Genomic DNA, 20636 nt, shown 5'->3' with positions numbered 1-20636 from the left:
GCCACCGTCACCGGTGGCTGCAGCCCTGAAATGTGTGAGGCGCGAGCTCGTCTCCCACAGCCCACGGTGCACGGGGCCCGGATGCCAGTCCTGAGGGTGACGGGCAGAGCATCCAGCGGGTCGCCCGGACCGCCTGTGCCTACTCGACCAGGCGAACCGGGTCGCCGGCCACGTTGGCCGTCCACGACGTCGTGTCCGCGGGACTGGACCCGGCGCCGTAGTAGAACTCGAGGCGCAGCCAGCACCCGACGGCTGAGGAGTCGTTGCAGGAGTAGTCCGTCGGGATGGGCACGGACACCTGCTGCCACTGGCCGTTGTAGGCAGAGCTGACGTTGATCGTGCAGTCGGTCAGGGCGCCGTTCTGCACTCCCGAACCGGTGCAGCCGCTGAAGGACGAGCCGACCTCGGAGGGCGGTAGGACCTTGACCGTGCTGCCGAGCGTCGCACCGTCACCGATGTCGAACAGGCGGACGGTGAAGAGCTGGCCGCGCGCGCCGCTCGGGACCTTGGCGAGGTAGAACTTCGAGGTGCCGGCCGGGGTGTTGCCGTACATCGCCATCTTGGCGTAGCCGGCGACCGCGACCCCGTCGTCACCACTGCTGCTCTCGGTGTAGGCACGCAGGCTGAACCGGTTGTGGCCGCTGGCCGCGTCGTTGCCGACACCATTGGTCTTGACCTGGATGAGGTAGGTCCCCGGGGTCACTCCCCCGGTGATCTTGCACAGCTGCTTCCACTGCCGGAAGTTGTCGGCGACGGTCGCGTTGAACGACCCGCTCGTCTTGTCGAGGGCGTTGCCGAGGTTGCCGTTGAAACCCGCGTACGTCGTCTGGCACCCCGTGATGGTCGGGTAGCTGAGCGGGTCCCACTGGTTGACGCTGGGCGAGCGGACCGTGAACTGGGTCGCCACCTCGCCGGTGCCGCCGAACCGAACGTCACCGGTGCACACGCCCGACGTCGCCCCGGCCTTGTAGCGCGTCGCAGGGTCGGGGACCACGGTCCGCGCGGCGGGGAGGGAGTCCGCGCCCGACAGGTTCGTGTCGCACTTGTCGCCCACGGCGATGAGGGCCGGGTCGAACGCCTCGATCGTGAGCGAGGCCACCGGCTTGGTGACGGTGACGCTGTAGAAGTACCCGTTGACGTCGAAGTCGGTGTTGCTGCTCATGCTGTTCTGGTAGGCGTCACCGTTCGACTTGGGCGCCTGGGGTGAGCCGACGTTGGCCCAGAACTGGCCGGTGCCGTTGCAGTTGGAGCTGCGGTGCCCGTCGGGGTACGGGTCGTCGCCGTAGCCGTTGCAGGGACTGCCCATCGGGACCGGCCCGGCATAGTCGGCCACCGAGGACCGGGTGATCGTCGTCTGGTCCAGCCCGAGCATCCACCCGAACTGGTTCTTGACCGTCCGCGAGACGGTGACCCGGAGCCTGGTCGGTCGTCCGTCGACCTTCGGGGTCACCGTGGTGTCCGTGCCGATCGCGAACTCGTTGCGGGCAGCGAGGTCCCGTGCCGTCGTGTAGGCGGACGCGGTGTCACCGGGAAGGTACGGAACGCCGCCGAGGGCGGCCGCGTCGGCAGCACGCTGCGCACGCTGACCGGTGAAGTACCAGTTGCCCACGTCGACCGCGAACGCGCAGAAGCTCAGCAGGACGGTGAGGAGCAGGCCGACCATGATCGCGACATACCCTCGCTCGCCCGAGCCGGCCGCGCGACGGCGGCGCACCGCCCACGCCCAGGGGGTCACGGCTTGCACCCGGACAGGGCGGGGAAGGGCTCGAGGTTCATGCTGGTTCCCTCTGCGATGGTCGTGGTCGGGATGACGCCGGTGAACGCGCCGTGGCGCACCTTGGCGTAGACCCCGATCCGGTCGGGGGGACCGCCGGCCGCGGTCGTGCAGGCGTTCTGGGCCGAGGCCGCCCAGGTGTCGCTGCTCGGCCGGAAGGTGCCGGTGCCGGTGTCCCACGTGAACTTCACGCAGACGGTGCAGTTGCCGAAGTCGGTACGGCCGCTCGGGAAGTCGTTGGCGGCGTTGGCCTTGTAGACCCAGAGCTCCTGGAAGTCCGTGGGGTTGACCACCGAGCTCTTGGCCTGGACCTCGTTGGCCGCGAGCTGGGCGAAGGTCGAGTTCCGCGGTGACGCCGAGGCGATCCGGACCCCGGCCCGGATCGCTGCCTGGGTGCCGAGGTAGTCCTTGAAGAGCATCCCGAGCTCCATGATGCCGAAGAGCATGGCGAAGACGACGGGCGTCACGACCGCGGCCTCGACCATCGAGGCGCCGCGTTCGCCACGCGCATCTCGGGTGCGACCGTGCAGGGACCTCATGGCTTGCACGCCCCGACGCGGTCGTACGGCTCGAGCCGCATCACGGTGGACTCGGTCATCACCGTGTTCTTGAAGAACATCCCCAGCCGGCTCGGGTAGCGGTACTGGACGTAGACCCCCAGGGTGTCCACCGTTCCCGCACACGCGTTCTGTGAGGCCGCCGTCCAGCCCGGGGTCCCGCTGACCACCAGGCTCGACCCGTAGGGGACGAACTTCACGCAGGTCGTGCAGGTGGTGAAGCTGCCCGAGTCGGGCAGCCCGGTGGCGGGGTTGGCCTTGAAGACCCAGACCGTGTTGACGCGTGACAGGTCCATCGACCCGAGCGCGCTGGTGACCTGGGCCGCGGCACTGGTCGCGAACGACGCATCCCGGGGCAGCCCGGCCGCCGTGCGGGCGCCGGCTCGTGAGGCGGACGACACGACGAGGGCGTCGCGGTAGGCGAAGGACGTCTCCACGATGCCGTAGAGCATGGTGATGAGCAGCAGGGAGACCAGAGCCGTCTCCACGGCTACTGCTCCCCGCTCCCCCTCATGGCGTCGACTGTGTCGCCGTCCCACCCGGATCCCCCCGTTGCTTGGCACGTCCGCACATCGTCCGGTCAACGATGCGTGGGCGGCACACAGTCGCGGGGCTGGAGCAACGAACGGGCCAGCGGCCCCGACCATTCGGACGAGGACATTTCGGACGGTTCGCTCAGTGCGTGACCTGCACCACACGGACGGCAGGGACGCAGGCGAAGCGGTCCCTGGCGACCTGCGGGTCGAGGGTCGTGAGCACGGTCGGCGTTCGCGAGACGGTGAGCACCGCGCACTGTTCTGCCACGGATCCGGTCGGCAGGTCGCCATACCGGGATCCTGCGTGGAAGAACCGGATCATGATCTGGACCGTGTGCTCGAACGGACCCGGCTCCTGCGTGAGGAAGACGTCGGCCTGGCCGGCCCCCGGCGAGCGCAGGGCGTGGACCACCTCGTCGCCGTCCACCGTGGACCAGGAGCCGAGCGGCGCGGAGAGCATCGACAGGCCGGCGACCACGACCACGAGCGCGGAGGCCAGCCCGACCGGGACCAGCCCGACCCGGCGCCAGCCGCCCACACCGTCGAGCCGCACGAGCAGGACGGCGAGCGCGATCCCCACGAACGCGAGCAGGACGTCCGCGCCGACCCACAGGATCTTGTTCGGGTAGTAGCTGGAGATGGCGACCCCCACCGAGCGGGCCAGGACGAAGGCGAGACCCACCGTGACGCCCCCCATGAGCAGGACCACCACGACCGGCGCCGGCCGACGGCGCGACCACGCGAGGTAGCCGACCGCCGCGACGACCACGGCCAGCGGCACCAGCACCGGCGTCGGGACGTCTCCCCCGGACGCGGCATGGCTGACGGGCACCCCGCCCACGGGCTTGAGGAGGGCCAGGACGCCGGGGAGCGCAATGATTGCCCCCGCCACGGTCACGACCCCGGCGGACCAGCGCTGCCGCGCCGAACCCCCTCGCACCGCACCCCAGAGCAGCACGAGGTAGCCGACGCCGGCGCCGGGCAGGACGAGCTGCCAGGTGTGGGACAGGACGGCCAGGGCGGACGCAGCCACAACGAGGGAACGTCGGTCCCAGGGCCTGAGCACCTCGACCGCGATCGCCAGGAGGCACGCGACCGCGACCAGCGAGCTCTCGAACCCCCGCGCCATGTAGTCCGCCGCGAACATCGGCAGCAGGACGAGCCACCCGGCGAGGAACCCCGCCAGCCCTGCCGCCCGGGGCGGTGCGTCGAGGGCGCGGGCCGCGGAGCGGGCGACCAGCGAGGCACCGAGCACCACCATGACGAGGACCAGCCAGAGCACGCAGGCCATGACGCGGCTCAGCGAGACGAGCCCTGCCTGGTCGACGCGTCCACCGCTGGCGGTCCAGCAGAGCACCTGCAGCGTGACGATCGCGCGGGGGTACGGGTTGGTGGCGTAGGTCAGGCCGCCGGCCTCCCACTCGTCGGCGGCCATGAGCATCAGCCGCAGGTGGTCGCCGGCGAAGATCCACCCGTACCGCGACGCCGGGCCCAGCACCGGGGCGGCCCCCAGCGCGACAGTGACGAGCGTCGGGGCCAGCCAGCCGCGTCGCAGCACGGAGGCACGGGACGGCAGCGCCAGCCGCACCGGGTCGTCGCCGGCCGCACGCCACGCGAGCACGCCCAGGGCGAGGGACAAGAGTGCGAGCACGGCCCGGCTCGCGGCGACGGAGCCGAGGAGGTTCACCCCGAATGCGCTCGCCAGGAGGCCGGCGACGAGGGCGCTCACGGTGACGACGACGAAGGCACCGGGCAGGGCGGCCGGCAGCCCGCGGGCACCACGGCGGCGGCAGAGCCCGGCCAGCAGGACCGCGGTGACGAGCCAGGCGATGGACCACCCGGTCGCCGCGACGGCGACCGACACCAGCCCGAGGGCGCCGACGAGGTGGCGCAGCGGCACCGACCTCTCCCCCACCGTCATGGCAGCGAGCCTAGACATCGGGGCGGGGCGGGGGTGGCCGACGGGCGGAGAGTCGCCCGTTCGGCCGTGGCCGGCACCCACAGACAGGTATGCCGCCCGCTCGGGTGAGCGGGCGGCATACCGGGTGGTGCTGGTGCCGTGAGGCGGTGCCTCAGTAGCGGTAGTGCTCCGACTTGTAGGGGCCGGCGACGTCGACACCGATGTAGGCGGCCTGCTCCTTGGTCAGCTCGGTGAGCTTGGCGCCGAGGGCGTCGAGGTGCAGACGGGCGACCTTCTCGTCGAGGTGCTTGGGCAGCACGTAGACCTGCTTGTCGTACTCGTCGTTCTTCGTGAACAGCTCGATCTGGGCGATCGTCTGGTTCGCGAAGGAGTTCGACATGACGAAGCTGGGGTGACCCGTCGCGTTGCCGAGGTTCATCAGGCGACCCTCGGAGAGCACGATGATCGAGTTCCCGTTGTCGAACGTCCACTCGTGGACCTGCGGCTTGATCTGGGTCTTGGTGACACCGGGGACCTTGGCCAGGCCGGCCATGTCGATCTCGTTGTCGAAGTGGCCGATGTTGGACACGATCGCCTTGTTCTTCATCTGCGTCATGTGCTCGGCGGTGATGATGTTGAAGTTGCCGGTCGTGGTGACGAAAATGTCGGCGGTCTCGAGGACGTCCTCGAGGCGGGCGACCTGGTAGCCCTCCATCGCGGCCTGGAGCGCGCAGATCGGGTCGATCTCGGTGACGATGACGCGGGCGCCCTGGCCGGCGAGGGCCGCTGCGCAGCCCTTGCCCACGTCGCCGAAGCCGGCGACGACGGCGACCTTGCCGCCGATGAGGACGTCGGTCGCACGGTTGAGGCCGTCGATGACCGAGTGGCGCACGCCGTACTTGTTGTCGAACTTGGACTTGGTGACCGAGTCGTTGACGTTGATCGCCGGGAAGAGCAGGTCGCCGGAGGCGGCGAGCTCGTAGAGGCGCAGGACACCGGTGGTGGTCTCCTCGGTGACGCCCTTGATCTGCTCGGCGACCTTGGTCCACTTGGTGGGGTCGGCCTTGAGGGTCTTGCGGACGAGCTGCTTGAAGACGCCGACCTCCTCGGAGTCCTGCTCGTCGGTGGCGGGGACCGCGCCGGCGGCCTCCCAGTCGCGACCCTTGTGGACGAGCATCGTCGCGTCGCCACCGTCGTCGAGGATCATGTTGGCGCCCTCACCGGGCCAGGTGAGGATCTGCTCGGTGCACTCCCAGTACTCCTCGAGCGTCTCGCCCTTCCAAGCGAAGACCGGGACACCCTGGGGGTCCTCGGGCGTGCCCTTGCCGACGACGACCGCAGCGGCCGCCTCGTCCTGGGTGGAGTAGATGTTGCAGGAAGCCCAACGGACCTCGGCACCGAGCGCGGTCAGCGTCTCGATGAGCACGGCGGTCTGCACGGTCATGTGCAGCGAGCCGGCGACGCGGGCGCCCTTGAGCGGCTGGGCCGCCCCGAACTCCTCGCGCAAGGACATCAGGCCGGGCATCTCGTGCTCGGCAAGACGGATCTGGTGACGGCCGGCCTCGGCGAGGCTCAGGTCGGCAACCTTGTAGTCAAAGGACATGGAAGTACTCCTGAAGTTGACTTGCTGGTTTGCGGACCCGGCGCAGCCCATCTGGGCGAACATCGAAGGAGCGGGTTATCACCCACGCCGGCAGTCCCCCAGTCTACCGGCTGGGTACCGGGAGTCCACTTCGGTCGGGCTGGGCCCCCGGGTCCTGGTCGGGCGCGAGCGCCGTCGCCGCAGCCCACGTGGGCGTGGCGCGGGCTCCAGCGGGCACCTCGGACCACTCCACCGCAGGGCCCGTGCGCCGCCAAGAGCGGCCGCGCCAGCGGCGCAGTCCTGCGACGGACCACGCAGAGGCGAGGAGCGCAGCGAGCACGCAGGCGACAGCGAGCAGCCATCCGCGGAGCGGGGCCAGCGAGAGCACCGCACGCGGTGGGACGGCTTGGGCGACCACCCAGTCCACCGCGAGCTCGGTGGGCGGCACGCCGACGCGGGTCACGGTGACGACGGCGTCGGCGGCGCCGGCCTCCGTCATGGTCACCGGCACGCTCCACTGCCCGAGGGCCGAGCGTTCACCGGTGCCGGCGGACCGCAGGCCACCGTTCTTGGAGTACACCGCCACCGTCACCCCGGTCACCGGTGCAGGGTCCGGCCGACGGGTGCTGGAGACCGTGATGACGGCGACGTTGGGTCCCGGACGGTTCGGCTGGATCGAGAGCTGTTCCTGCAGGTCGTCGGCGAACGCGGACACCGTGGGGTCGAAGGGCGCGGCCGGGTCGGCGACGAGCGCGGGTCCGACCGCGGGCTGACCGGCCGCGAGCAGCGCCGCCAGCGCGAGGGCTGCCCCCGCCGCGACGCCCTCGACGACCAGGGAGCGGCCCGGAGTGACGGCCGCGGTGGCCGCGCGACGACGGCCGACCAGCAGCCTCGGATGCAGGCTGCGGGTGTGGGCCAGCCCGAGCGCCAGGGCGACTGCGGTGGCCGCCACCTTGAGGAGCAGCACCCGCCCGTAGTCGGTGACCAGCAGGGCATCGACGGAGGCAACCACGCTGCTGGCCAGGACCACCCCGGTAACGACCATGACCGAGACGCAGGCGGCGGCCGGCACACCGAAGCGTCGGAGCAGGGCCCGCGCGAGCGCCCGACCGGGCACCCCCTCGCGACGCAGGACCAGCGCGCACCCCGTGAGGAGGACCGCGGCACCCGCCCACGTCGCGGCTGCTCCGACGTGGAGTGCCGTGGCGGCGACCCTGGCCCACGAGGTGGTCACCCCCGCACCCGCGTGGCCGAGCAGGGCCTCCCCCGTCGTCGCCAGCACCGCCCCGGAGACCACGGTCAGGCGGGCCGTTCTGGGTGCGAGCCGCCGCCAGCGGAGGACCGCGGCGGCGCCGATGAGCAGGAGGCCGGTCTCCCGGGTCAGCCAGCGGGCACCGTAGGCACCCCACAGGGTGTCGAGGCCGGCAGACCCCTCCCCTGACAGCTGCACGGCGAGCAGTCCGACGGCGGTCAGGGCGGCCACCGCGCACGCCGCGGCTGCGACCTGGTCGCAGGCGCGGGCGACCCGGACCACGCTGCCGTGCCGCGCCGGCGTCGCGAGCCGGCGCACGAGTGCGGCCCCGAGGCCGAGGCACAGGCCGGCGAGCACGACCCAGCGCAGCAGGGCCTCGTCGACGCGAGGGGCGGCCTCCTGCCGACCCGCGGCCGAGACCTGCTGCTGGATGCCGAACACCAGGACGGCCGCGGTGCGGTGCAGGTCGTCGGCCGAGACGGTCTCCAGGGAGACGCGGTAGGAGCCGCGCCCGAGTGCGGGCAACGGGGCGACCAGCTCGACCGGGGCCTCGTCCGAGGAGGCAGCCGCCCGAGGGCGCGTGAGCGGGTCGGCCCCGTCCTTCGCCGCCGCGCCGCCGTCGGCGGTCTCCACGAGGCGCAGGCCGGTCAGCTCGTGCCGGACCGACCCGCCGACCACGGTCACCGACGTGGAGCCGAGCAGCACCGACTCGCTCAGCCGCATCCGCAGGACCGTCGGCGAGGAGTCGAGGACCTGCCCGTCGGCCGGGTTGCTCGAGACGAGGAACGCGTGGGCGGACGCCGGTCCGGCCCCCGCGAACACCGTCATCGCCAACGCGGCGACCACGGCCGGGACGACCGCGCGACGGAGCAGCGGGATCATCCGATCACCGGCACGTGCTCGAGGACGAACCCGTTGTAGACGATCCGGGCCGTCTCGCCGGAGCGGACCACGCCGCCACTGTTGTTGTACACGAGGTAGTAGGACTGGCCGGCGCGCATCTGGTGGCCCTGCTTCATCAGTGCGACCCGCTCGGTGCTCTCGGCGCGTTCCTCGCTCTCGATCGCCGGCGGGTGCTCGCGGTCGGACTGGAACCGCGTCGCCTTCTCCGGGTCCAGGACGACGTAGCTCGCCTCGAGGAGGCCGCCGTCGGCGACCACGGCCACCCGGGTGAAGCGGATCCCCGCCGACTGCTCGAGGTCCACGTTGAGCGGCATACCGGCCTGGGCGGGGTCGTGCCACAGCATCCGGGAGGTCACCGCGCCCCCGACCACGAGGGCGAGGACGACTGCCGCCACGACCCAGCCCCTGCGCCCGAGCCGGGCGACCGCCCGGCCCGGGCGGGCGACCCACTCCCCTGAACGGGCCGCCCGCGTCGTTCCCCGGCTCACCGTCGCTCCCCTGTTCACGGCCCGACCCGCGTGGAGGCGAAGGTGTCGAACGAGGCCGTGCCGATCATCGGGGAGTTGTTGCCGGCCGTGACCCCGCCGGTGATGCCGAGCCAGGCGTCGTCGACGGCCAGGCCTGTGGTGAGGCCGTTCACCGTGGTGACCACGGCGCCGTCCCGACTGAGGACGAGGGTGCCGCGCGCGGTACCCGTCGCGGGCCCTGCCCGCCACGCCGTCTTCAGGACGTGCGACCCGGCGCCGAGGGTCACCCAGCCACCGTTGACCGCCGCCAGACCACCGCTGCGGTCGAGCACGACCCGCACCTGGGCCGTGGCGCCGGACCCGCGGTACTGCAGGGCGTAGACCTGGCCGCCCGCCGCGGTCCTGGCCTCGAACAGGTTGACGATGGAGTTCGTGCCGGTGCCGGTCGTCAACGAGCCTGCGGAGAACGCGAACTGTGCGTCGTAGAGCGTCTCGCCGGCGGGGGTGGAGTCGACGACGTACCCGGGACGGTTGTTGGTCCGGCCCGCGAGCGTCACCGCGAGACCACGGTTGACCCCGTCGTTGGGGATCCCGGCCGAGGTCGTGACCGCGACCCCACCCGTGCTCCCCGACCAGGCCGTGAGGCCGCCCGAGTTGAAGTTGTCCGAGAAGATCGCCATCACCCTGGTCACCGAGACCGTGGTCGACTGGGCGTTGCTCCAGTTGCCCGCGGCGTCCTGGACCCGGATCCCGAAGCTCTGGGAGCCCACGGGCACCCCGGCGAGCGGCACCATGACCACGATCTTGCCGTTGACGTAGCTCACGGGGACGGTGGTCCCGCGACCGACGCCCGGGTCCGTGCCGCGCCAGTACTCGGCGGACCGGAAGGCCGTCTCGTTCGTCGGCGCGGTGAGGGTGAGGGTCGAGGCACTGTTGGTCGGGTTGGGCGAGGCCGTCAGCGCACTGAGCTGCGGTGCGGTCCTGTCCACCGTGAGGGTGGCCGGGAACAGCGTGCCCCAGTTGCCGGCGGCGTCCTTGCCACGGACCGACACGATGTGCTGGCCGTTGGCCAGGGACGTGACCTGCGAGATCGGGATGAGTCCGTACACCGTCTCCGTCACCGAGTCGAGCGCCCCGTCCGAGGCGACCATCTGCAGGCCGCTGTCACCGGGTGGGTTCGTCGTCGTCGGGTCGAGGAACGCCTCGGCGTCGACGATCGTGCTCTGCAGGCCCTGTGCCGCGTCGCGGTCGGTGATCGTCGCCGACACCACGAGGTAACCGGGGTTGGCCTGGTCGCTGAGGACGCCGTTGGTCGGGTTCGGCCCGACCGCGGCCCCGTCGACGGTGGGACCGGTGTGGTCCACGACGAGCGGGATGTCGAGCAGCGGACCCCAGAGGCCAAGCGAGTCGTGGCTGCGGACCAGGACGTGGTGGGTGCCCTCGGTGAGGGCCTGCACGCTGGTGGCGCTCAGCGACGTGCTCAGCGAGACCACGGTGGCGATGCGGTTCCTCGTCATCGTCGTGCCCGTTCCCGCAGCGCCGGCGGTGTCGAGGAAGTACTCGGCGGCATCGATGGTGCCTCCGGCCAGGGTGTCGTCACCCGTGGCCGTGACCTTGACGAGGGCAGCTCCTGCGGGGTTGGGCTTGGCCGAGCCGTTGGTCGTCGACGGGCCGGTCTTGGGCAGGTTGAGGACGACCGAACCGACCGCGCCCCAGTTGCCCGCGGCGTCGAGGGCGCGGACGAAGACCTGGTGCCGACCGGCATCGAGCGAGGCGAGCACCGTGGTGTCGATGGTGCCCGTCGCGCCGACGACCGTCGGGGTGCCCCAGGTGCCGGTCAGCGGCACGCCGAAGCCCGGTCCGGTGGTCGCTGCGTCGTCGATGACGTACTCCGCCTGGACGATGCCGGAGCCGCCCTGGGCGACGTCACTGAGGTCTGCGGTCACCGTCACCGGCGTGAGCCCGTTGGACGGGTTCGGGCTGGCGACCACGCGGGTCGTGACCGGCCCGACGACGTCGGTCGCCGGTGGCGGCGCGGCCGTGTCGAGGAACGTGAGCATGCCGCCCGTGGCCGTCTGGGTGGGGTCGGCCGCGGTCTGGCTGGCGTTGGCGAGCACGTCACCGGTCTCGGCCAGGGCCACCTTGGCCTCGGGGCCGCTGGGCATGGTCGTGATGGTGTCGAGGGTCTCCCCCGGTGGCACCGCGGCGACCGTGAGCCGCTGCGGGTATGGCGCCCGGTGGCCTTCGGAGCCGACGACCACCTGGTCGCCGCCGAGCAGGCCCATGGCGTGGGTCCGCGATCCGGCGTTGACCATGCGCAGGAGGACCTTGTGGCCCTGGTCGGTGGGGATGGCATCGGTCTCCGGGAAGGCCTTGCCGTTGATCAACCGGTACTGCGGGTGGAACGAGCGCAGGTCGTAGCCGAGCGGGTTGGCGTTGAGCCCCGGGTCGATCTCCGACAGCACCACGACGGCTTCGTCGTCGTAGGCCGTGGCGGGGGTGCCGTAGGCCGTCCCGTCCCCGGGCAGCACCACGAGGGCGCCGGCGAGACCCATGGCGACCTGGCGCGAACCGTTGGCCGTGTGGCCGGCCTCGTAGATGAAGGTGCCGGGACGCGTCGCCTGGAACGTGTAGCTGGCGGTGCCGCCGGTGGCGACGCCGCCCTCCTGGGCGGACGCGGACAACCCGGAGGTGAACGAGCTGCTGGGGATGCCGGGGAACGCCAGGGACATCGCGGTGCTGATCCCGTTGTGGAGGGTGACGGTCACCGTGTCGCCGGTGCGGACGACCAGCCGTGGACCGGGGGCCGTGGCCGAACCCGCGTCACCGGTCAGCGAGAAGCCCCAGATCGGGATGGAGCGGCCCAGGATGCTCGTCGTGCCGGGCAGCGACCACAGGTCGCACGCGACGGAGGTGCCGGTGGTCGTGCAGCCGCTGGGGCTCAGGGTGCCCGCCGCTGCGGCCCGCCCCGTGGCGGGCAGCAGCTGGGTGGTGGTCGACCCGGCGACGGCAGCCCTGTCGGCGGCGTCGAGGGTCGGCGCGACCGGCGCGGTGCGACGGGTCGGCGCCGTCGGCGAGACGCCGCTGCGCTGGACCGTCGAGCCGGCCGGCTTCGGCGCCGGGTTGTGCGCGGGGGCGTCGGCCACCGCGGCTCCTGCCGTCCCGAACACGGCCAGGGCGACCACGACGGGGCCGACCAACCAGCGCCCGCCGCGTGCGGACCACGGGACGTTCGTGCTTCGACCGTAGGTGCTCATCGCCGACCTCAGTTCGTCGTGCAGCCGGCGACGGGGTCGATGCGGAAGACCGTCATCATCCCGCCGAAGGCGGCGCCGTAGTTGGTGGCCTGCTGGAGCGCGTGGCTGTGGGCCACGTGGTAGTACTCGCCGCAGACGTTGTTGTCGGTGATGTTCGCCGGGAGCGGGTTCTTCACACCGAGGTAGGGGCTCTCGCTGAACCAGGTGTCCGTCCCGACCAGCAGCTGGTCGGTGATGGCCGGCAGGTTCGTCGGGACCGGGTTGGTCAGCTCGTTCCAGTGCTCGACGTCCCGCCAGTCCATGAGCACGTCGATGCTCTGTCCGGGCTGCACGTCGATGTCGTACTTGAGGTACGACAGGTCCTGCCCGCTGTCGCCCTGCACCGGCTGGCCGTCCTGGTTGACGACCCGTTCGTCACTGCCGTGCGGGTGGAACGGGTAGTCCACCGTTCCTGCGTTGAGGTAGCGGATCGTCGCGGGCAGCGGGTTGGTCGCCGCGTCGTACGCGCGGATGTGCACGAAGGCGCCATACGGCTGGTTGGGCAGCCACGAGGCGTTGTTGGGCGCCAACGTGTCCGGCATGCTCCGGCCGTTGATGAGGAAGTAGCGCGCCTTGAACGTCGTCCAGTCGATCGGGCCGCCGCGCTCCACGGCGAGGTGCGCCTCGGGGTCGAGCTCGGACAGGAGGAACAGGTACTCGTGCGTGGGGCTGAAGGCCGAGTCGACGCGGGAGTTGACCCGGTCCGGGTGGCCGTCGGGGCGGACCACGAGCGCGCCGTACATGCCCATCTGTACCTGCTTGGAGACGTCCGTGCCGCTCTTGTAGAGGTAGGTGCCGGGCGACCCGGCCGTGAAGGTGTAGGTGACCGTGCCGGTCCTGGCCGGGGCCGCCTGCACGAGCGAGGTCAGCGACCCGCCGCCGTCGAACTGCGGCTGGGCGGGGGCCCCGTTGGCCACCACCCCCTTCTGGCCCGGGAACACGATCGACGTGGCCTCGGGAAGGGTGTTGTGCAGGACGACGGTGACCTTCTGGCCGCTGGTCACGCACAGCGTCGGCCCGGGGAACTGGAAGTGTCCTCGGACCTCGTTCGCGTAGGACCACATGTAGATGCTGTTGCCGTCCGGGGTGGCGATGTAGTCGTCGTCGGCCTTGAGCGTGAACGTGTTCGTGGGCGAGGTGTCGCAGAGCAGGCCGTTGTCTGCAGCGGCCTGCGCAGGGGCGGGACCGCCGAGGAGGGCGGTCGCGACCGCGGCCGCCAGGGCCGTGGCGCCGACGGCCCAGCGGGCGGACCGCCGCGGCCTCGGGATGCGGGTGGGTGTCATCACGGTTCCCCTCGTCACGCGTTCGGGCTGGTCTGGGCGGGGTAGGTGCCGGGGGCGCCGACGCGGATCCGCGTCATGATGCCGCCGTAGCCGCCACCGCCCCCGTTGTTGAGGTAGCTGTAGCGCCGGTCGTACAGCAGGTACTCGCCGGGCCCGGGCGCCTGGAAGATCACGTCCCGGCTCTCACCCGGACCGACGTCGACCGACGTGGTCGACAGGTAGTTGGCGGTGCCGTCCCTGCCGCGCAGGAGGCTCCCGTCCTTGGCGACCACCGTCATGTCGATGTTGTCGGCGGTCATGGTGTGGCTCTGGTACCCGAGGTTCGACATCCGGAGCAGGACGCGCTCCCCCGCGTTGCAGGTGACCAGTGACGAGTTCGGTTGGTACTGGAGCCGACCCGCTGCCGTGCTGTTCGGGTCACCGTTCGGGGCGAGGGTGTCCGGGTAGGCGCGGCCGTTCATCAACCAGAAGGACGGGTCGTAGTCGGTCCAGTCGCTGACCTGGATGTGGGCGTCGCGGTAGTGGGCGGCCGACCACAGCTCGGTGAGCAGGAAGCCGAACTCGCGGTCGTACTTCGTCGACCCGTCGCCGTCGTTGTATGCGTACTTCGTGCCCAACGGGTCGTTGCCGATCGGGAGCGAGTTCTGCTTGGGCTTGACCCACAGCATCCCCGTCATGCCCATCTGCACGTGCTCCACGTCCTCGAAGTGGCAGTGGTACATGTACGTGCCGGCGTCGTGCGGACGGTAGAAGTAGTCGAGGTCGCGCCCGATCGGGACCGCCAGCGACAGCTCGGGCACGCCGTCGAACAACGGGATCGCGTTGACGAACCCGTGCCAGTGCAGGGTGTGCCCGTCGAAGAGGTCGGGGCGCAGGACCAGACCGAGGTTGGACAACGTGATGGTGATGTCCTCCTCCTCGTTGAACACCAGGGTCGGTGCACTGATCTGCGCCTTGCCGCGCTGAGCTGCCACCTGGGTGGGGGTCATCCCGGTCACGTCCCTGAACCCGAACGTGTAGGTGTTGAACCCGGGTGGGGCCAACGGGTCCGGGAAGAACGGGAGGTCGGCCGGGGCGCTGGCCGGCATGGCCGCCCAGCCGTCGGTGCCGACGAGGTGGAGCTTGCGGGTGACCCGCGCCGGCGAGGCCGCTGGCGCTGCTGCGGGCAGGCCCGCTCCCCGCGCGGGGCTGGGGGCGATGACGCGCGCCCCCACGACGAGGCTCGCTCCGACGCCGGCTGCGCCGAGCAGGAAGGACCGGCGGCTCGCGCCCGGTGCCGTTGTGTCGCTCACGGTGGTCTCCTCTGGTCCGTGTCCTGCGGTGGTGAGTGGTGCTGCTGGTGGTGGCCGGTGCGGGCCCCAAGTGAGGGGGTGAGGCCCGCACCGGTGTCTCAGGGGGCGAACTGCGCCGAACCGGCGTCGTACCTTCTGCCCGGGTTGGTCGGCCGGTTGCGACCGTCGATGTCCGTGCTCGGCGCCACGACGGTGGTGCCGGGCAAGGGCCCAGCGGTGCTGGCGACCCCGGCACCGATCGCCACCGAGCCGGTCGCCAGGTGGTAGTCACCCAGCAGCGTCAGCGGGAGCTTCGTCGTGACGATGGCTGCCTGCCGGAAGGCGGGGTAGGCCCGTGCGGCGAGCACGTCCACCGTGAGGTCGTACGGCGACCGCAGCTGCGGGTTGGCACTCACCTTGGTGCTGGCCCCGCCGTCGGTGCCCGTGATGGTCTGCAGGACCGAGTTCACCGGGTGGAGCTGAGCCCCCGGCAGGTCCATGACGCCCATGTCCCAGTTGTTGGTGTCGTTCGTCGTGCCGTCCGGGAGCGTGCCCCCGATGCCTCGGACCCAGCCGCCCACGTAGCTCCCGGCCCGGTTGTCCCAGAACAGGTCGTCGAGGAGGGTCGGCTTGGCGAACCCGGCTGCAGCCACTCCCGGTGCACTGGGGAACTGGTTCGTGTTCCGCAGCCGCTTGAGGAGCGGGTCGCTGAAGCTCGCCGTCGACAGACCGGCCGCGGCCGGGGTCCCGTCGCTCGTGATGGCCGTGGCGGTCGTCAGGTTCTTCACCACCGTGTTGTCGACCACCTCGACGAAGGCCGCGTCGTCGAGGGCGATGCCCCCACCCTCGTGGGCCGAGACGTTGTTGGCGATGGTGTTGTTGGTGATGGAGATGGTCTCCGGGGAGGACTGCGAGATGTGCGACCCCGAGGTCTGCAGCAGCCTGATCCCGCCGCCGTCGTCGTTGGCGAGGTTGGCCCGGATCTGGTTCGAGTCGATCTTCACCGGCCCCGTGCCCTCGGACAGCGTGTTCGGGTCCGCAGGGAGCTCGCCGGCGATCATCACGCCGCCGCCCTCGTCGTAGGAGCTGTTGAACCAGATGGTGTTGTGGTCCACCGATCCGCCCGGGCCGTAGCCCGCGCTGGTCGCCGCGGGGTGCGCCTGGTAGCCGTAGGCCGAGACCCCACCGCCGTACTCCGACGAGTGGTTGCCGCAGATGGCGTTGTGGTCGACCGAGTAGCCGTCGCTGCCCTCGAAGAGGCCGATGCCGCCGGCGAGATTGGTGCCGCCGTTGTCCCGGATCTGGTTGTGCGAGATGACCGGTCCGTAGTTGCGGCTGTTGCCCGCGTAGGGCGTCCCGATCCGGATGCCGCCGCCGTACGAACCGCCGTTGCCGACGATGACGTTGTTCGTCACCCTCAGGCCCATCACGGCGTTGTGGGCGTAGATGCCACCGCCCTGGGCGATGAGCGCCCCGGTGGCGCCGTACGGGGTGCTGACCCCGCCCGTGATGACGTTGACGTTCGTGGGCTGGTCCACCTGGATGCCCCCGGTGACCTGGAACCCGTCGATCATGAGCGGGTAGGCGGTGGGCACCGCGTTGCTGCTCGGCGAGAGCACCGTGAACACCGCGCCGTCAGGAACCGCTCGGGCACCTGCGTACGACAGGCTGTTGAGCAGGGCGATCCAGGCTGTACCGCTGTCCTGGTCGGCGCTGAAGCTCGAGCCGTCGACGATGGTGCCGGGCACCCAGCTGCCGTTGGCGGCGAAGCCACCGGGACCGAAGCCCTGGACCTGGACCCGGTTGTGCACGATGAGGTTCTCGGAGTACTCGCCGCGGGGGTTGACCGCGGTCGCGGCCCCGGGTCGGACGACGACGAGCCAGTAGGGCGTCGCGTTCGTCGGGCGGGCGGCCTCGAGCGCGGCTTGGATCGTGCGGTAGGTGTTGGCACCGCTGGGTGCGACCTCTGCGATGCGGGGGTTGTTCTGCGTCGTCCCCGCGGCGCCGACGGCGTCGAGGACGTGCAGGGTCAGGCTGTTGGTCGCGTGCTGGCCGTTGGACGCGGTGATGTCCAGCTGCTGCGCCCCCGCGGCGGCGTTGGCCGCGACGCGGATCGTGATCACCTCGTCGGACCACGAGATGACGTTCGCGTTGGCGGACCCGAGGCGCACCGAGCCTGCACCCTGGCTGGCACCGAACCCGCGTCCACGGATGGTGACCAGCCGCTGGGCGTTGCTGTCGGTGAGCCGGACGTACACCTTGTCGACCGCGAACAGCTGGGGGGTCACGGGGTCCACGTCGCAGACGGTGTTGTTGGCCACCGTCGTGTCGGGGGTCAGCACCGTCGCCGCCACCTGGGTCGGCGCCGTGTCGGTGACCGTGTAGAGGCCGGGCCAGCCCTGGAAGGTGGCGGCGATCGTCCTGAACCGCGGGTTGTAGTCCGTGTTGAGCGCGCCGGGCACACCCGGGTCGTTGCCGGTGAACCGGTACATGTTCGGGCACGGACCGGCCGGGACGGGGCAGTTGTAGGTGCCCGTCGAGGGCATGAGCGCCTCGTACATGCCGTTGAAGTCGGTGTGGGCCGTGTAGGCCAGCCGTCCCGCGTAGTCGTAGAGGCCGACGGGCACGTACGGAAGCCCCTGCGCCTCACCGTAGTTCGCGCTGCGCTTGTCGAGGGACAGCCCCAGGTCGTTGATCGTCAGGCCCCAGAAGTGGGTCGGGATCGGCACGTCGGTGAAGAGGCTGAACGTCGGTGCCGTGGTCTGTCCGGCCCGGACCGTGACGAGCTTGTCCTGGCAGGAGGGCCGGTCCTGTCCCTGGAACGGGCTGCCGCCCCCGGCGAGGAAGTCCTCGTCGGTCACGTTCACCTTGTGCAGGGGTCCGGCGCAGCCGGACACGATGCCGCCGGTCTGGGACGGGTCCTGGCTGGGAGGGGTGACCTCGGGTGCCGGCGGGTCGCCGGGGTCCGCGGCGATGGCCGGGGTGGCCGGGGGGTAGTTCTCCTGCGGCAGGTAGGTGTCGCCGGTGAAGACGTTGATGTCCTCCTCGGACGTGACCTTGTACATCGGCTTGCCGCCGACCGGGTTGTCGGGGATGTCGACGCCGACGATGTAGTCGCTGGCCGTCAGGGGCTGCGGGTCGTACCCGGCGTCCTTGAGGTTCGCGTACAGCGGAAGGTCGTGGTCGGGCGCCGGGTTGCGGTCGTCACCCACCGGGAAGAGGTTGAGGTTGGACTCGGAGAAGCCGTAGTTGCCGTTGACGGTCTGGGCCCCGTCGCCCTCGGTCGAGTCGCTCGGACCGGCCGTGAAACCCATCATCGGGGCCTCGACGCACATCCGGTTCGCGGCGGCACCCGACTCCGGCAGGGCCTGCTGGTCGGTCAGCTCGGCGCCGTTGTACTTGCGCGCCGTGCAGCCGCGCGGCGGGGCGTACTCCTCCGTGGTGGTCGAGTCCGCGAGCTCCGGCCCGCGGGCGAGGGCCCCGCGCTGCGGGTCGGGGTTGTCCACCAGGGTGCCGTCGGGACCGGTCACCTTGAGGGGGACGATCTCCTTGCCCTGGCGGCAGGTGTTCGCCTTGTCCTCGTCGGTGGTCGCCGTGCAGGGCTTGCTCGCGTAGAGGTGCACGTCGATGCCGGGGATGCCGGGCTGGTAGCCCTCGGTGGCGGCATCCGCGGGGTCGAGCTCGTTGCGGGTGACGTCGTAGGTGACCGTGCCGGCGATGCCGCCGTTCTCCGCGCCGGGGACCGGCTCCACACCCCAGTCGACGCGGCCACCGAGGCCGATGACGGGCAGGACGCTGAGGTCGACCAGGCCACCGAGCTGGGTGGTCGGCTCGGTCTCGTTCTCGGCCTGCCAGGTCACGCCGGTGGTGCGGTAGCGCGTGTTGAACGCCTCGAGGACCAGCCACTTGCTCAGGGGGTAGCCCTCGCGGATGTCGTAGCTGCCCTCGGTGTTGGTCGAGACCGTGTTGGTGTACTGGTCCATCAGGGAGTTGTCGCGCTCGCGCAGGGTCAGGCCGAAGCCCGGGACGCCCCGCTCCCCCGGGTCACGGACCCCGTCGCCGTTGCTGTCGATGAAGACCGTGCCGTAGATGTGGGTGAACCAGCCCACGAGCATCTTCTGCCCGACGTCGACGACGTTGCCGCCCACGACCGTGACGTTGAAGCTCCACAGGATGTAGTCCTGGTCGTCGTCCCAGAGGGTCAGCTGGTAGGCGCCGTCGGGCACGTTCTTGATGTCGAAGGAACCGTTCGTCGCGCCACGGCCGACGTAGACCGCGGCGTCGCCCGCACCGAGGTCGGACAGGGCCACCCACGGGCTCTTGATCGGGCCGCCCACCTTCGCCCCGGCGAACCCGGTCTCGGGGATGACCTGCCCTCCCTGGCCGCCGACGTAGGGCAGCCCGGCGACGACGCTGCCCTTGACCTCGCCCTTGGGTGCCCTGGTCCCGGAGGGGAGCGCCTTGGTCCGGACGAAGCCGAACTGCACCGCCGGCACGGGCTCGGCGCCCTTGACGATCTCGGTGTCCAGACCGGTGGAGCCCTCCTGGATCCAGATGTCGTGGTCGTGCGCGCCCTCGAGCGTGGTCGTCTGCACCCACTGGTACGTCTGTCCGGCGACCGGCGCCGGCGGGGTGACCAGCGCGGCATACCGGTTGGGTCCGAGGTTGGGGATGGTGATGACGCCGGAGGCGTCGCTCACGCACTTGCCCGTGCTGCGGGTGGTGTCGACGATCGGGCGGTCGTCCGCGTCGAAGAGGATCGGGCTGGCGGCGTTCGCGGTGCGGTGCTTGTAGACCGTGCAGAGGGCGTTGCCGTAGTAGTCGACCGAGACGGGACCGAACACGTCGGTGAGGTTGGCGGTGAAGCCGGCCCGGCCCTGCTCGGCGCCCACCTCGTAGGTGCCGTCGACGGGGGCGTTGTCCTCGAAGACCTGGATCTTGATGGTGCTGAGGGGCAGCGGGGTCGGGTTCATGGCCACCGAGACCTGCTGGGTCCCTCCCGGCGTGACGGTGAAGTGCGCGCCGTCGATCTTGAAGTCCTTGGCGGTCACCGAGATGAGGTACTTGCCCGGCGGCAGCCCCTCGAGGGCCTTGGTGCGGCTGAGGTCGGTCTCGTCGCCCTGGGCCACGATCGGCGCGAACCCGCTCGTCCTGCGCGTGCTCGGCCAGGGGCAGGTGTCGGCGTAGTTCGGGTTGGTCGACCCGCCGGTCGCCCTGCTGGGCAGGCACTGGTCGGTGAGCGGGGCGGTGGCGGTGCCGGGATTGCCCGTCGCGTCCTCGTTGACGATCCACTTGTACGCCGTGACGGCATCACCCTCGTGGACGAAGCCGGCCTGCGGCCGGACGGTCCGCGCGCTCGCCACCGCGAGCGTGATGCTTCCGGGCGTCGCCGCGGCAGGAACTGCAGCCGGCGCCGCGTGCGCGACGACGGGCAGTGCGGCTGCCGGGATGCCGGCCACCATCGCCAGCAGGGCGACCACGACGGTGCGGGTGCGTGTGCGCATGAGGACCTCCAACGAGCGAGCCGGTCGAGCTGGTCGCCCCACCGGTGGGGAACACCGCCCCCGAGGGACAGACTCCGCCGCCGCTGACCGTTTGCACCCGACGACCGGCGAACCCTCACGACTTCGTCACGACCGAAAGAGATTGCGGTCACTGGAGATTCAGCAGCGCGTCACATCCGCCTCAGGATGTCGTCATCGGGGACTCAAGCACCCGACACGTCGCCGTCATCGACCTGTCATGAAGTCGTCAGGAACCCGTCAGAGAGCGGCATCTGCTCCCTCAGGAGACGTTCAGATCTCATCCACACGCA

General features: G+C 71.0%; 11 protein-coding genes. All 11 read right to left on the bottom strand.

The window, feature by feature from the left end:
* Positions 1-139: 139 nt before the first annotated feature.
* The 11 genes from ASD62_RS16580 to ASD62_RS16530 all read right to left on the bottom strand — a co-directional run bounded on the left by ASD62_RS16580 (position 140) and on the right by ASD62_RS16530 (position 20325).
* A complete protein-coding gene (locus ASD62_RS16580) occupies positions 140-1735 on the bottom strand; it encodes a pilus assembly protein TadG-related protein (protein WP_056916906.1) in 1596 nt (531 codons plus the stop codon).
* Entirely contained in the window at positions 1732-2313 is a 582-nt protein-coding gene (locus ASD62_RS16575; RefSeq protein WP_056916905.1) for a TadE/TadG family type IV pilus assembly protein, read from the bottom strand. The genes ASD62_RS16580 and ASD62_RS16575 overlap by 4 nt, the downstream gene beginning before the upstream one ends.
* The gene (locus ASD62_RS20365; RefSeq protein WP_056916904.1) at positions 2310-2819 is read right to left on the bottom strand and encodes a TadE/TadG family type IV pilus assembly protein; all 510 of its coding nucleotides are present in this window, start codon (positions 2817-2819) and stop codon (positions 2310-2312) included. The genes ASD62_RS16575 and ASD62_RS20365 overlap by 4 nt, the downstream gene beginning before the upstream one ends.
* Before the next feature lie 187 nt (positions 2820-3006).
* Positions 3007-4788: a hypothetical protein gene (locus tag ASD62_RS20360; RefSeq protein WP_162254783.1), complete on the bottom strand. Its 1782-nt coding sequence runs from the start codon at positions 4786-4788 to the stop codon at positions 3007-3009.
* Between the two features lie 151 nt (positions 4789-4939).
* Positions 4940-6370, bottom strand: a complete 1431-nt coding sequence (gene ahcY, locus ASD62_RS16560; protein WP_056916902.1) for an adenosylhomocysteinase — start codon at positions 6368-6370, stop codon at positions 4940-4942.
* 103 nt (positions 6371-6473) lie between these two features.
* Positions 6474-8483: a copper resistance CopC family protein gene (locus ASD62_RS16555; protein ID WP_056916901.1), complete on the bottom strand. Its 2010-nt coding sequence runs from the start codon at positions 8481-8483 to the stop codon at positions 6474-6476.
* Positions 8480-8992: a hypothetical protein gene (locus tag ASD62_RS16550; protein WP_157581519.1), complete on the bottom strand. Its 513-nt coding sequence runs from the start codon at positions 8990-8992 to the stop codon at positions 8480-8482. The genes ASD62_RS16555 and ASD62_RS16550 overlap by 4 nt, the downstream gene beginning before the upstream one ends.
* A 14-nt stretch (positions 8993-9006) precedes the next feature.
* Positions 9007-12228, bottom strand: a complete 3222-nt coding sequence (locus ASD62_RS16545) for a multicopper oxidase domain-containing protein (protein WP_056916899.1) — start codon at positions 12226-12228, stop codon at positions 9007-9009.
* An 8-nt stretch (positions 12229-12236) separates the two neighbouring features.
* On the bottom strand, positions 12237-13550 hold the full coding sequence (locus ASD62_RS16540; protein WP_056916898.1) for a multicopper oxidase domain-containing protein: 1314 nt from the start codon (positions 13548-13550) through the stop codon (positions 12237-12239).
* A gap of 14 nt (positions 13551-13564) precedes the next feature.
* Positions 13565-14842, bottom strand: coding sequence for a multicopper oxidase domain-containing protein (locus ASD62_RS16535; RefSeq protein WP_056916897.1), 1278 nt, complete (start codon positions 14840-14842; stop codon positions 13565-13567).
* A gap of 98 nt (positions 14843-14940) precedes the next feature.
* Complete coding sequence (locus ASD62_RS16530) at positions 14941-20325, bottom strand: IPT/TIG domain-containing protein (RefSeq protein WP_056916896.1); 5385 nt, start codon at positions 20323-20325, stop codon at positions 14941-14943.
* Positions 20326-20636 lie beyond the last annotated feature (311 nt).

The organism is Phycicoccus sp. Root563 (assembly GCF_001427915.1).
GTDB lineage: Bacteria > Actinomycetota > Actinomycetes > Actinomycetales > Dermatophilaceae > Pedococcus.
Note: the sequence above shows the minus strand (reverse complement) of the source record. Positions and strands in the feature narration are given on the sequence as shown.

What these genes read in the sequence shown, in the direction of transcription:
- ASD62_RS16575 (WP_056916905.1), bottom strand. Translation starts at nt 2,313, where the DNA reads ATGAGGTCCCTGCACGGTCGCACCCGAGATGCGCGTGGCGAACGCGGC.
- ASD62_RS16555 (WP_056916901.1), bottom strand. Translation starts at nt 8,483, where the DNA reads ATGATCCCGCTGCTCCGTCGCGCGGTCGTCCCGGCCGTGGTCGCCGCG.
- ASD62_RS16540 (WP_056916898.1), bottom strand. Translation starts at nt 13,550, where the DNA reads ATGACACCCACCCGCATCCCGAGGCCGCGGCGGTCCGCCCGCTGGGCC.
- ASD62_RS16545 (WP_056916899.1), bottom strand. Translation starts at nt 12,228, where the DNA reads ATGAGCACCTACGGTCGAAGCACGAACGTCCCGTGGTCCGCACGCGGC.
- ASD62_RS20360 (WP_162254783.1), bottom strand. Translation starts at nt 4,788, where the DNA reads ATGACGGTGGGGGAGAGGTCGGTGCCGCTGCGCCACCTCGTCGGCGCC.
- ASD62_RS16530 (WP_056916896.1), bottom strand. Translation starts at nt 20,325, where the DNA reads ATGCGCACACGCACCCGCACCGTCGTGGTCGCCCTGCTGGCGATGGTG.
- ahcY (WP_056916902.1), bottom strand. Translation starts at nt 6,370, where the DNA reads ATGTCCTTTGACTACAAGGTTGCCGACCTGAGCCTCGCCGAGGCCGGC.